This is a genomic window from Pantoea sp. USHLN298 (assembly GCF_037149395.1).
Taxonomy (GTDB): domain Bacteria; phylum Pseudomonadota; class Gammaproteobacteria; order Enterobacterales; family Enterobacteriaceae; genus Pantoea; species Pantoea astica.
The window spans coordinates 245,765-258,539 of sequence record NZ_JBBCRO010000006.1 but is presented as its reverse complement, the minus strand read 5'-3'; the positions used below and the strand labels follow the sequence as shown (position 1 = coordinate 258,539).

Annotated in this window: 9 protein-coding genes; 8 read left to right on the top strand and 1 reads right to left on the bottom strand. The window is 60.7% G+C overall.

Annotated elements, in window-relative coordinates:
- Nucleotides 1-476: 476 nt before the first annotated feature.
- From WFK59_RS16910 to WFK59_RS16900, 3 genes are all read left to right on the top strand, one after another.
- Nucleotides 477-2,543 (top strand): putative bifunctional diguanylate cyclase/phosphodiesterase, encoded by a 2,067-nt coding sequence (locus WFK59_RS16910; protein ID WP_336756547.1) that lies wholly within the window; start codon nucleotides 477-479, stop codon nucleotides 2,541-2,543.
- A gap of 166 nt (nucleotides 2,544-2,709) precedes the next feature.
- Entirely contained in the window at nucleotides 2,710-4,845 is a 2,136-nt protein-coding gene (locus WFK59_RS16905; RefSeq protein ID WP_336756546.1) for a putative bifunctional diguanylate cyclase/phosphodiesterase, read from the top strand.
- Between the two features lie 90 nt (nucleotides 4,846-4,935).
- Nucleotides 4,936-6,348, top strand: coding sequence for an aminotransferase-like domain-containing protein (locus WFK59_RS16900; protein ID WP_336756544.1), 1,413 nt, complete (start codon nucleotides 4,936-4,938; stop codon nucleotides 6,346-6,348).
- Here the strand turns inward: WFK59_RS16900 and WFK59_RS16895 are convergent.
- Nucleotides 6,327-6,809 carry a YlaC family protein gene (locus tag WFK59_RS16895; RefSeq protein ID WP_233987112.1) on the bottom strand — a complete coding sequence of 161 codons (483 nt, stop codon included), beginning with the start codon at nucleotides 6,807-6,809 and terminating at the stop codon, nucleotides 6,327-6,329. The two genes, WFK59_RS16900 and WFK59_RS16895, sit on opposite strands and share 22 nt — an antisense overlap.
- 304 nt (nucleotides 6,810-7,113) lie before the next feature.
- Here WFK59_RS16895 and WFK59_RS16890 point away from each other — a divergent pair, with 304 nt between their 5' ends.
- The 5 genes from WFK59_RS16890 to WFK59_RS16870 all read left to right on the top strand — a co-directional run bounded on the left by WFK59_RS16890 (nucleotide 7,114) and on the right by WFK59_RS16870 (nucleotide 12,749).
- Nucleotides 7,114-7,716, top strand: coding sequence for a cupin domain-containing protein (locus WFK59_RS16890; protein ID WP_233987113.1), 603 nt, complete (start codon nucleotides 7,114-7,116; stop codon nucleotides 7,714-7,716).
- A 130-nt stretch (nucleotides 7,717-7,846) separates the two neighbouring features.
- Complete coding sequence (locus WFK59_RS16885) at nucleotides 7,847-8,914, top strand: ABC transporter ATP-binding protein (protein ID WP_336756542.1); 1,068 nt, start codon at nucleotides 7,847-7,849, stop codon at nucleotides 8,912-8,914.
- Between the two features lie 15 nt (nucleotides 8,915-8,929).
- A complete protein-coding gene (locus tag WFK59_RS16880) occupies nucleotides 8,930-9,931 on the top strand; it encodes an ABC transporter substrate-binding protein (protein ID WP_336756540.1) in 1,002 nt (333 codons plus the stop codon).
- Between the two features lie 2 nt (nucleotides 9,932-9,933).
- The gene (locus WFK59_RS16875) at nucleotides 9,934-11,673 is read left to right on the top strand and encodes an ABC transporter permease (RefSeq protein WP_336756538.1); all 1,740 of its coding nucleotides are present in this window, start codon (nucleotides 9,934-9,936) and stop codon (nucleotides 11,671-11,673) included.
- A complete protein-coding gene (locus WFK59_RS16870; protein ID WP_336756536.1) occupies nucleotides 11,661-12,749 on the top strand; it encodes an MBL fold metallo-hydrolase in 1,089 nt (362 codons plus the stop codon). Before WFK59_RS16875 ends, WFK59_RS16870 begins: the two co-directional genes overlap by 13 nt.
- Nucleotides 12,750-12,775 lie beyond the last annotated feature (26 nt).

Genomic DNA, 12,775 nt, shown 5'->3' with positions numbered 1-12,775 from the left:
GGTTCAACCCAAAAATAGAGAAAATAATCATAACGATCTAAGTAATGCCATAGTCCTAAGAAACATCCTGGACATAAGCTAAATGATTTATATCAGTTTTATTTACTATAGAACAGTTAAAGCGTCACGCGAATAACGCCCGCTATTTTTCATTAATCAAATGGGGTGGCTGGCCGATAACCCAGTAACGGCAAGGCATTACAGGGAAGAGGTAAAGCGAAAATCATTATTTTCGTCCCCTCTATCGCCCTTTCTGCTTCGGTGATATGTTCTTGCACCAATCAGACAAAATAACGATTTACTGCTCAGTGCGGTGGCCAGCGAGTCGCGGTCATGCTTCGCAGAGCGCGCGTTACCAGGACGTCACGACAACATTAAACCTGGCGCTAAATAACTTTCACCCGACGGGTGTTTTCAGATCGATTATTCAGGCTTTACACAGCACCCGTTCACCAGCGGGTGGTGAGGAGTTGCATATGCTACAGGTCTCCTGGGATGGCGTTCTGGTCTGCGTTTCGCTGATCGTCGCGTTTATTGCTTCGTTTACCGCGCTGGACACGGCGGGGCGGGTTGCCGTTTCCGGTGGCTGGATCGCCCGGCTCTGGCTGCTGGTGAGCGGCACCGCGATGGGGATTGGCGTCTGGGCGATGCATTTCATCGGGATGCTGGCGATGATGCTGCCGATGACCCTGCGTTACGACCTCCGGCTGACCATTATCTCGCTGCTGGTGGCGATTCTGGCATCGATGCTGGCGTTTGGTCAGACGGTGGGAGGCCTGCACCTTACCCGGCGTCGTCTGCTGCGCGGCAGCCTGATCCTCGGCGCGGGCGTGGTGGTGATGCACTATCTCGGTATGCATGCGTTACTGATCTCGCCGCAGCCGCACTGGAACCGGCCGCTGGTGGCGCTCTCGATGCTGATCGCCTTTGCCGCCTCCGGTGTTGCGCTGTGGCTGGCGTTTCATCTGCGCCAGGGGGAATATCCTCTGCTGATCATGCGCGCGCTGGCGTCGCTGGTGATGGGGTTTGCCATTGCCGGAATGCACTATGTCGGCATGGCCGCGGCGCAGTTCAGCCACCTCAGCGCGATGCAGCCACAGGGTGTCGGCAATCCGGGACTGGCGGTGTGGGTCACCCTGATTACCCTCATCATTCTTGGCGTCACCCTGCTGAGCTCGATGCTGGATGCCCAGCTGCGCGCCGCGCGGCTGACCGCCAGGCTGAACCGCGCTAACCAGGAGCTGCGCCAGCTGGCGATGCATGACAACCTCACGGCGCTGCCCAACCGGGTGATGCTGGAGCAGCAGCTGGACCTGGCGATCAAACAGGCGATGCTTAAAGAGAGCAGCTTTGCGGTGATGTACATGGATCTCGATGGCTTCAAGGCGGTCAATGATACCTGGGGACATCACGTTGGTGACCGGTTGCTGATTGCGGTAGCGGAACGGCTGCGCAGCCAGCTCAGCGACGCGATGCTGCTGGTGCGCCTGGGCGGCGATGAATTTGTGCTGATGGCGGAAGGCTGTGATGCCAGCGGCGCCAGTCAGCTGGCGCAAAAGCTGGTGCGGGTAATCGACGTCGCCTTTGAACTGGATCGCTACTCGCTGCACGTATCGCTCAGCGCCGGCATCGCTATCTTCCCGCTGCACGGCCGTAATAAACAGGAACTGCTGTTTAATGCCGATTCGGCGATGTACCACACCAAGCATAACGGCCGCAACGGCTGGTGCCTGTTCGAGCCGGCAATGAACGCCGCGACGCAGCATCAGCTAGAGCTGGCCAACGACCTGTGGAAAGCGCTGGAACGCCAGGAGATGCGGCTGTTCTATCAGCCAAAATTTCGCTCCAGCGGCACGATGCTGATCGGCTTTGAAGCGCTGCTGCGCTGGCAGCATCCGGTGCGGGGCTTGCTGATGCCGGATCAGTTTCTGCCGCGCGCGGAAAAAACCGGTCAGATTGTGGCGCTGGGCAACTGGGTGATTAATGAAGCCTGCCGTCAGCTGAAGATCTGGCATAATCAGGGCCACAGCGACTGGACGGTGTCGGTTAACCTCTCGGCGTTGCAGTTTCATCAACGCGATCTGCTGGCAACCATTACGCAGACGCTGGCGCGCCATCAGCTGGCCAGCGGGAAGCTGATGCTGGAGATCACGGAAGCCATTGCCATGCGCGACCCGATCTTCAGCCAGCAGCGTATTGGTGAATTACACCAGGCTGGCGTCAGCGTGGCGATCGATAACTTCGGCATCGGCTACGCTAACCTGCTGCATCTGAAACATCTGGACGCCAGCGAGCTGAAGATCGATCGCAGCTTTATCAACTGCCTGCGGCCCGACAGCGAAGATGCGACCGTGGTGACTGCGATGCTGACGCTGGCGCAGAGTCTCAATCTGCGGATGGTGGCAGAAGGTGTCGAGACGGAAGAGCAGCAACAGTTACTGACCGGGCTGGGTTTTGATGCGTTGCAGGGTTATCTGCTGGGCAAGCCAACGCCCGCTGAGCGGGTCGGCGAGTTCAGCATGGCCGCGGCGCAGATCCCCTGACAGTCCGCTCTCTGACGATAGCTTTTAACGCTTGAATACATCGAAAACAGTTATCGTGACAGGTTAATTAACCGGCAGGTATTGCCGATAACCTATACAACAAGACCATCCCTGATCCTTACTCAACCCACCCAGCTGCTGGCACGGCTTTTCTCGGGAATGCACTATGTTAGTGACCTCATACGACTCTTTTATCGTCATCGTTTCGATTCTTGTTGCGATGCTGGCTTCGTTTACCGCGTTAGACATGGCGGGACGGGTGGTGCATTCAACCGGCAAAGTGGCGCTGGTGTGGCTGTTCGGCGGTGGTTTCGCGATGGGGATTGGCATCTGGGCGATGCATTTCATCGGGATGCTGTCGATGAACATGGAGATGGTGATGAGCTACAACGCCGGGCTCACCGCCTTTTCGGCCGGCATCGCGGTCTGCGCCTCTATCTTTGCGCTGTGGCTGGTGTGCAACGGCGATTTGCCGTTACCGCGTCTGGCGGGCGGGGCGCTGATTCTTGGCAGCGGCGTGGTGGCGATGCATTACACCGGCATGGCGGCACTGATGTTTGCGCCCGGTATCGTCTGGAACTGGGGCTGGATCGCCGTCTCGGTGGTGATCGCGCTGGCGGCGTCCGGCGCGGCGCTGTGGCTGGCCTTTAATCTGCGTGAAGGGCAGACCGGCCGGGTTACGCTGTTGCGACTCGGTGCCTCGGTGGTGATGGGCGCGGCTATCGCCGGTATGCACTATACCGGCATGATGGCAGCAGAGTTTCCGCTGCACAGCCATCCAACGCAGCAGGGCGTTAACAGTAACTGGCTGGCGATTCTGGTGACGGTGGTCACTATCTCGATCCTCGGCATTACGCTGCTGGTGTCGATGCTGGATGCCCGTATGCAGGCGCGCACCTCGATTCTCGCCAGCTCGCTGGCCGAGGCGAACCGTGAGCTGGCACAGCTGGCGCTGCATGATAACCTGACACGCTTGCCGAACCGCATCCTGCTGGAGGACCGGCTGGAACAGGCGATCAACAAGGCGAACCGTGAGCAGACGCAATTTGCGCTGATGTTTATGGATCTGGATGGCTTTAAGGCGGTAAATGACGCCTTTGGCCACCATATTGGCGACAATCTGCTGATTGGCGTGACCGAACGCATGAGCCAGCAGATGGCCGGTTACTACACCCTGGCGCGGCTGGGCGGTGATGAGTTTGTGCTGCTGATTGAGATTGACGATCCCAACGATGCGGCCGCCGTTGCCGATAAGCTGGTAAAAGCGGTCGATCGTCCGTTTGATATTTCGCGTTATGAACTGGTGGTGTCACTCAGCATCGGCATTGCGGTCTATCCGGGCGATGGGGTGGATGAGCGGGAACTGATGTTTAACGCCGATGCGGCGATGTACCACACCAAAAACAACGGACGCAACGGCTACACCTTCTTCCAGCCATCAATGAACATCCTGGCGCAGAGCCAGCTCCAGCTTAATAACGATCTCTGGCAGGCGCTGGATAACAACGAGCTGCGCCTGTTCTATCAACCTAAATATTGTGCGCCACGCGGGCCGATCCTCGGTTTTGAGGCGCTGCTGCGCTGGCAGCATCCGCAGCGGGGTCTGCTGACGCCGGACCAGTTTTTACCGATGGCGGAAAAAACCGGCATGATCGTCGGCATCGGCAACTGGGTGATCCACGAAGCCTGTCGTCAGCTGCGACAGTGGCATCTGCAGGGCCATCCGCACTGGTCGGTGGCGGTCAATCTCTCAGCATTACAGTTTGAACAGAACAATCTGGTGGAAACCGTCACCGAGGCGCTGGCACGCCATGAGATCCCGCCTGAGCTGCTGACGCTGGAGGTGACGGAAACCACCGCAATGCGCGATCCCGATGAGAGCGTCCGCATCCTGACCGAACTGACCACGCTTGGGGTAAAAGCCTCGATTGATGACTTCGGCACCGGCTATTCCAGCCTGCTCTATCTGAAACGCCTGCCGGCCAGCGAACTGAAGATCGATCGGGCGTTCGTCAATGAACTGCAGCATCACAGCGAAGATGCCACGATTGTTTCAGCGATTGTGGCGCTGGCGCAGTCGCTACAGCTGAAAGTGGTGGCTGAGGGCGTGGAAACGGCCGAGCAGCAGGCCTTTCTCACCAGCCTCGGCTGCAATACGTTGCAGGGCTATCTGCTGGGGAAACCGATTCCGCCCGATCGGATCGATGAACTGGCTAATTTTGTCGGTGATGAAAAAGTGGAGATGGGCGCGCCATTCACGCCCGATGAATCGCCGTTAGCCACAGAGGTTGCGCCCGCCTGACACCGTGCAGGCAAGATAAGTGGCAAGCCCGGCCTGTCATTAACCGTCGTGCATGGTAAAGTCTCGCGGGTGGAAAAGGAGAGGCGACCAGTGGCGAAATACCAGCGATTGATGGATGAGATTCAGCAGCAGATAGAGGCCGGCATCTGGCTGCCGGGCACCCGTTTACCCTCGCTGCGTCAGCAGGTTGCGCAGCAGGGGCTTAGCCTGATGACGGTGCTGCACGCCTATGAGTTGCTGGAGAGTCAGGGCTGGATCGTCTCACGACCACAGTCGGGTTACTACGTCGCGCCGCGCGCGCTGGCCTCCGCGCCGCTCAGCGTCACCATCAGCGAGCAGGTCGATATCAACGACTTTGTGTTTGATGTGCTGCAGGCGACCCGCGATCCCGCCATCGTCCCCTTTGGCTCCGCCTTTCCCGATCCGGCGCTGTTTCCGCAGCGCCAGCTGATGCGCTCGCTGGCGAACGTCTCCCATCAGCTGACTCCCACCGATGCGCTGCACAATCTGCCGCCCGGCAACGCCACTCTGCGGCAGCTGCTGGCGCAGCGCTATGCGCGTCAGGGCATTACCCTGTCGCCGGATGAGATCGTCATTACCAGCGGGGCGCTGGAGGCGCTTAATCTCAGCCTGCAGTCGTTAACCGAGCCGGGCGATTATGTGGTGATTGAGCAGCCGAGCTTCTATGGCGCGTTACAGGCGATTGAGCGGCTGAAGCTCAAGGCGCTGGCGATTCCGGTAGATGCGCAGAACGGCATCGATCTGGTGCAGCTGGAAGAGGCGCTGCAGCGCTGGCCGGTGAAAGCGTGCTGGCTGATGACGACCTTGCAGAACCCGCTGGGCGTCACCTTATCCGCCGAACGTAAGCAGCAGCTGGTGGCGCTGCTGGCGCGTTATCAGGTGCCGATGATTGAAGATGATGTCTACGCTGAACTCTGGTCAGGCGACACGCCGCCGCTGCCCGCCAAAGCCTGGGATCGTCAGGGCAACGTGCTGCACTGTGGCTCGTTTTCGAAGTCGCTGGTGGCGGGATTCCGCGTTGGCTGGGTGGCGGCCGGTCAGCATGCGCAGCGCATTCAGCGTCTGCAACTGATGAGTACCTTATCGACCAGTGCGCCAATGCAGCTGGCGCTGGCCGATTTCCTCGCCACCCGACGTTACGATACCCACCTGAAACGGCTGCGGCAGATTCTGGCGAAGCGCCAGCAGATGGTGCGTCAGGCGTTGCTGAAAGTGTTACCGGCGCAGGCGACGCTGAGCGAAGCGCGTGGCGGTTATTTCCTCTGGGTGACGCTGCCGGACAGCATCAATACTACGCAGTTGTATCAGCAGGCGCTGGCGCAGGGGATCAGTATCGCACCGGGGCAGTTATTTTCGGCGGGGGAGCAGTTCAGTCACTGTTTTCGGCTCAACACCGCCTGGCCGTGGGATACGCGGGCCGAGGCGGCGATTGAGACGCTGGGCAGGCTGATGGCGCAGGGTCAGACGCGCGCCGCGTCCTGATGGCCCCAGGTCAGGTAGTAGACATCATAAAAATCGACTTCACCTTTTTGCGTCAGCAGGCGCTGAATGCCGCTTTTAACCCGCTCCGGCGTCTCCGGCAGCGACAGAATGCGTGATATCGCCTGCTCGCGCACCGGCTGAACGTAGTACCATTCGCCGTTGTAGCAGACGCGCAGATCGAGCGCATCAATATCTTCAAAACGGTATTTTGGATTGATATCCAGCAGCATCAAAAAGCTCATCACCAGCACAAACGCGGTGGCAAACCAGAAGGCGGGCCAGCCGAGCATCTCTGTCGTGAAAATCAGTGCAACACACAGGCCGTAGCACAGGTACATCACTGCCCACAGACCGGGATGGTTTTTCAGAAATGAGAGGCTGAAGCGCGGCAGATTGTCGCGACGTTCTTCGCGGTTGAGCGTAGCGATCTCGTCGATCAGGATTTGTTTAATAGCGTCCATTTTTTTACCTCACTGTCATCTGTTAACGATTAGAACAGATAACAGTCAAGGATATCAGAAACAGATTTGTGCATTTTTTATATAACAGTTGCCGTGATGATCGCATTTCCCGCCTGACATTTTGCAACACTTTCGCTCAGTGATAACCACCATCATCAACCGCTGCGCTATTGCATCGCAACATTGTTAACGACACATTTGGCTTTAGTTAGCAATATCAGTTAATTATGTTAATTGTGTCGGCTGGCGCACATTGCATTGTGGCCCGGCTTTGCCACACTTAGAAAAAAACCGGAGAACCTGTATGACTGTTCAATCCTCCAGTCTGATGTTGCTGATGTCGTTCGCCGCGGGCACCTTCTCTGCCGGAGCCTCTGACAACCCCCAGCACCTGATGCTCGCCAGCCCGTCGGGCGGTGTGCCAAACAACCCGTTACCCCTGATTATCTGGCCACGCGTGGTGCCAGAAGAGGAAGAGGATATCGCGGCCTGGTTTGAAAAAACCTTCGGGCAACATGGCTGGCCGCCCGCCTGGCGCTACCCGATTTTCCCCTACACCCATTATCACCCGAATACCCACGAACTGCTGGGCGTGGCGGCGGGCTGGGCAGAAGTACTGTTTGGCGGCGACAGCGGCCGGATGGTCACGCTGCGTGCCGGGGATGCGGTCCTGATCCCGGCGGGCGTCGGACACCGGCAGGTCAGCGCCAGCGAAGATTTTCTGGTCGTCGGCGCTTATCCGCAGGGCATGTCACCGGAAACGCTGCGTGATGAGCCCGCTAAGCTGAAAGCGTCGCAGGCGCAGGTCAAAAACGTTCCGCTGCCGCATCAGGACCCGTTTACCGGCAAAGAGGGCGCGATGACCGATATCTGGCAGCCGATTGCGGCGCTGACCTCTCAGCAGTAAATCCCGGCGCGTCCGCCCGGCTTGTCGCGGCCTGACGGTGTAGCGTGATGATTGAGCCCGGTTGTCACCGGGCTGTCATCAAACTGTCGTAGCGTTTTGCCCAGAACGTAAACGGCAGGGGCAGAATAAGATGGCGGCAATTTCGTTAACCGGGCTGCACAAAGCCTTCGGGACGCAGCCGGTACTGGACGCAATTTCGTTACAGATTAATCAGGGCGAATTTGTCGCCGTACTCGGGCCATCGGGCTGTGGCAAAACCACGTTGCTGCGGCTGCTGGCCGGTTTTGAAACGCTCGACAGCGGTGAAATTCGTATCGGTGAGCGGCAGGTCGCCGCAGACGGGCTGCATCTGCCACCGGAAGCGCGCGATCTCGGCGTGGTCTTTCAGAACTACGCCCTGTGGCCGCATATGACGGTGGCGGAAAACGTCGCCTACAGCCTGAAAGTCAACGGTGTGGCACGAGCAGAACGTCTGCTGCGCACCAGCCAGGCCCTGACGCTGGTCGGGCTGGATCGCTTCGCCGACCGCCGACCCGCCGATCTCTCCGGCGGCCAGCGCCAGCGCGTGGCCCTGGCGCGCTGCCTGGTAGCCCGGCCCACGCTGGTGCTGCTGGATGAGCCGCTGGCTAACCTCGATGTCCATCTGCGCGCCACCATGGAAGAGGAGTTCCGCCGCTTCCATCGCCACAGCGGCGCCACCTTACTCTATATCACCCACGATCAACGCGAAGCGATGGCGCTGGCCGACCGCATCGTGGTGCTCGATCACGGCAAAGTGATGCAGTTCGCCAGTCCGCAGATCCTGTGGCGCGAACCGGCTAACGAGATGGTCGCGACCTTTATTGATGACGGGCGGGTGCTGCCGGTCAGCGACATTGAACCGCTGGACCCCGGCAACGCCACCGCCACGCTGTGCGGGCTGCGGGTGCTGCTGCGCTGTTCGCCTCGCCAGCGACCGCTGCCGCACGGCAAAGCCAGCTTCCACAGCGTCAGTTTCCATCTGGCTGCGGCAGATGAACGCCAGTTTGCCGCACGCGTCGAACGCATTATCTTTCGCGGCGGCCACCATCAGATCAATCTTCGGCCGCTTAATCAACCGGATGTCAGCCTGTCGCTGACGCTTAACGATGCGGCTTTACTGGCGGTGGATGACACCGTCGGCGTCGCCGTCGATGACGGCTGGATTCTTCCTGCATAAAGGGTTTCACTGACCATGAAAACGGCTTTTCGTACTTCGCTCCACGCGCTGTTGTTGTTATCGGGCTTCACGGCCTCAACCCTGTCGCAGGCTGCGGATGCGCCTGGCGGCAAACTGGTGATCTACACCTCGCAGGCGCCTGAAATCGCCCAGCAGACCATTGATGCCTTCAAAGCCGCTTACCCAGCAGTTGAGGTGGAGTGGACCCGCAACGGCACCACCCAGCTGATGAACGTGCTGCATACCGAGATGATGAGCGGCCAGGTGAAACCCGATGTGCTGCTGGTCGCCGACGCGATCAATCTGGGCGCACTCAAAAAAGAGGGGCAACTCTATCCCTATCAAACCGCGCCGGTCAGCCACCTGAAGTCCGCCTATTACGATGCGGATAAAACCTTCTTCGGCACCAAAATTATCGCCACGGTGATCGCTTACAACACCCAACGCGCGAAGCCGGTCACCAGCTGGAAAGCGCTGGCGGTAGCGGAAAACAGCGGTCAGATTGCCGTGCCCAGCCCGCTCTATTCCGGCGCGGCGCTCTACAAGCTGCACACCGATATCAATACGCCATCGATCGGCTGGCAATTCTATCAACAGCTGGCGGCGATCGGCATCGCGCCGCAGGGCGGTAACGGACCGGCGCTGAAAGCGGTCGCCAGCGGCATGGACAAATATGGCGTCATCACCGATGCCGATATTATCCGCGCCAAAAAGCAGGGCTCACCCATCGATCTGGTCTATCCGCAGGAGGGCGTCTCCTATGTGACCGAGCCTGTGGCGATCATGAAGTCGGTGCATAATCTGCCAGCCGCCAAAGCGTTTGTTGATTTCATGCTGTCGGAAGCGGGTCAGCAGCTGGTGGCGAAGCAGGGCAACCGGCCGGTGGATGCGCGCGTGGCTGCACCTGAGGGTTTTGCGCCAATTGACCAGATCAAACTGCTGACGCCGGACGTGGCGAAAGCGGTGGCCGATGATGCCCAGGTACGCGATACCTTTACCGAACTGTTTGGCGGCTGAGCATGAGCGTGCTGGGCAACGAATGGCGTAGTGGTCAGGCCGCCAGGCGCGGCAGATGGCGGGCGGAACCGCTGGTGCTGGCGCTGCTGGTACTGGTGATCGGCCTGTTGTCGGTAGCACCTTTTGCCCGGCTGATCGGCACCGCGCTGGCTCCCGATGGCGTGGTGGATGGCAATCGTCTGCTGCGGTTACTGACCAGCCGCCGGGTGCTCAGCGCCACGCTGAATACTCTGACCATCGGCATCAGCGCGACGCTGTTGTCGCTGCTGCTGGGAACGGTGGCCGCCTGGCTGGTGGCGCTGACCGATCTGCGCGCCAAAGCCGCCTGGATATTTGCCTTTATTCTGCCGCTGATGATCCCGCCGCAGGTGACCGCGCTGGCCTGGGTTCAGGCGCTGGCACCGGGAAGCGCGCTGGCCGCGCTGGTCAACGCGCTGGGCGGTTCCTGGCTGGCGGCCGGTGAGCAGCCGCTCTATTCAGCGACCGGCATGGTGCTGCTGCTGGGGCTGCACAATGCGCCGCTGGTGTTTCTGACGGTACGTGCCGGGCTGCGTCGCTTACCCGCTGAACTGATCGAGGCGGCCCGCGTCAGTGGCGCATCACCGCGCCAGATCCTGCTGACGGTGATCCTGCCGCTGGCGCGACCCGCGATCTTCGCCGGGGCGGCGCTGGCGTTTGTCGCCGCCGTCGGGAACTTCGGCATTCAGGCGATGCTGGGGATTCCGGCGCGGGTGCCAACGCTGATTACGCTGGTGTATCAACAGCTCAATACCCTTGGACCCGATGCGCTGCCCAATACTGCCGTCTACTCGATGCTGATTGCGCTGATCACCCTTGCCGGGATGCTGATCAGCGGCTGGCTCGGCGGGCGACGCGATGTGCGGGTCAGCGGCTCGCCGCGCCCCTGGCACCAGCCGCTGCGTCACACCCGACTACCGATCGAAATCACCGCCTGGCTGTGGATGGTGACCACTTTGCTGCTGCCGCTCAGCGCCTTGCTGACCACCGCGTTAACCCGCGGTTTTGGTCAGGCGCTGAACAGGCAAACCCTGACGCTGGAGAATTTTCAGCAGGCGCTGTGGGGCTATCCGGCGATCCGTCAGGCCTTCTTTACCAGCCTGTGGCTCACCGGTCTGACGGCGGTGCTGCTCAGCATCATGGCGCTGTTTCTGGCCTTCTTTCTTAGCTGGCGTCGCACCCGGCTGGTGCGCGGGCTGGGGTTCGCCAGTGAACTGACCTATGCGCTGCCCGGCATTGTCACCGGCGTGGCAGCGATACTGTTTTTCCTGCGGCCGCTGCCGCTGCTCGGTTTTTCGCTGTATGGCACGGTGTGGATCATTCTCGCGGCCTATCTGGCCAACTTCCTCGCGCTGGTACTCAGGCCGACGCTGGCCGGATTCGCCCGGATTGAACCTTCGCTGGATGAAGCGGCGCGCTTGTGCGGTGCAGGCCTGATGCGGCGAATGATCGATATCCTGCTGCCGCTGGCGGCCCCTTCGGTACTGGCTGGTGCGCTGCTGGTGTTCCTCACCGCGCTGAATGAAATACAGGTTTCGGTGCTGCTGGTCACCGCGCAAACCCAGACGCTTGGCCCGACCATTATCTTCCTTGATGAAGGCGGATCGGCACCGCTGGCGGCGGCCGTCGGCTGCCTGATGATCCTGGTGGTGCTGGGCTTGATGCTGCTGGCGTCGCGGCTGACGCGCCGTTTGCCGCAGGGAGTGCTGCCATGGCAAGCCTGACGGTGATCAGCGGCGTCGGCGGTAAACTGCCGGCCGCTTTCCTGCTGGAGATAGAGGGGTACCGGCTGCTGTGGGATTTAGGTGCCGGGCCGGAGCCGGGCGTGCGGCCTGCCATCGCCGCTATCGGTCAGGTCGATGCGCTCTGCCTGACCCATTCCCATGTGGATCATGCGGCGGCGCTCGATAGCTGGGCCGACATCGGTTCACCGCCGGTCTATGCCAGCGATCTCACCTGGCAGCAGCTGGGCGAGTGCGGCGTACCGCAGCCGGCGCGGCACATTCTGCCGCTGCGCGGCCAGTGCGCACTGGGACCGCTGAATCTGTTCACCGGACGCAGCGGGCATTCGCCGGGATCGATCTGGTTTCATCTGCCGGTGGCGGGCGGCATCACCTATATGGGGGACTGGAGCCGCGAGTCGCTGCTGTTGCCGTTCGACTGTCCGCCACGCGCGCGACTGTTGATCACCGATGGCTCCTATGGCGATCGGAATCAGCGGCTGGCGCAGCAGATTGACGCGCTGGCGCAGGCGGCCAGGCGGGGCGCGGTGGTTACCGCGCCGCTGCACGGACGCGGACCGGAGATGGCGCTGCAGCTCAGCGCGCGCGGATTGCCGGTGGTGATGTGCCCGCAGGTGCGGGAAGAGGTGGCGCAGCTGCTGGCGCTCAACAGCCTGCCCGCTGCGGCTACGCTGGCGCTGGCCAGCCTGCTGCGCATCGCCACGCCGGCGTGCTGGCGACCGGATGCGGTGATCGTCGCAGCGGATGCGGTGGCCGACAGTGGGCTGGCAGCTCAGCTCAGCCATCAGCCCGACTTCCGCCTGATCTTCAGCAGTCACGTCGCCGCCGGTACGCGCGCGTCTGAGATGCTGCAAACCGGGGCTGCCCGCTGGCTGCCGTGGAACGTCCATCCACCGCTTGACGATCAGCTGACGCTAATCAGGCAGACGGCGGCACAACAGGTGATCCCGGCCTTTGTCGCACCGGAACAGTGCCGACAGCTGACCGACCAAAGCCCGGCAGCGCTCTGCTGGCAACAGTACTATCCTCTCTCCTCGCGCTGGGAAAGCGTCGCCTGACGCACCGCGTCTGGCTGCGGGCCGGC

Bases quoted from the DNA above. Each gene is read 5' to 3' on its own strand.
- WFK59_RS16880 (WP_336756540.1), top strand. From the start codon at position 8,930: ATGAAAACGGCTTTTCGTACTTCGCTCCACGCGCTGTTGTTGTTATCG.
- WFK59_RS16875 (WP_336756538.1), top strand. From the start codon at position 9,934: ATGAGCGTGCTGGGCAACGAATGGCGTAGTGGTCAGGCCGCCAGGCGC.
- WFK59_RS16895 (WP_233987112.1), bottom strand. From the start codon at position 6,809: ATGGACGCTATTAAACAAATCCTGATCGACGAGATCGCTACGCTCAAC.
- WFK59_RS16905 (WP_336756546.1), top strand. From the start codon at position 2,710: ATGTTAGTGACCTCATACGACTCTTTTATCGTCATCGTTTCGATTCTT.
- WFK59_RS16870 (WP_336756536.1), top strand. From the start codon at position 11,661: ATGGCAAGCCTGACGGTGATCAGCGGCGTCGGCGGTAAACTGCCGGCC.
- WFK59_RS16890 (WP_233987113.1), top strand. From the start codon at position 7,114: ATGACTGTTCAATCCTCCAGTCTGATGTTGCTGATGTCGTTCGCCGCG.
- WFK59_RS16885 (WP_336756542.1), top strand. From the start codon at position 7,847: ATGGCGGCAATTTCGTTAACCGGGCTGCACAAAGCCTTCGGGACGCAG.
- WFK59_RS16910 (WP_336756547.1), top strand. From the start codon at position 477: ATGCTACAGGTCTCCTGGGATGGCGTTCTGGTCTGCGTTTCGCTGATC.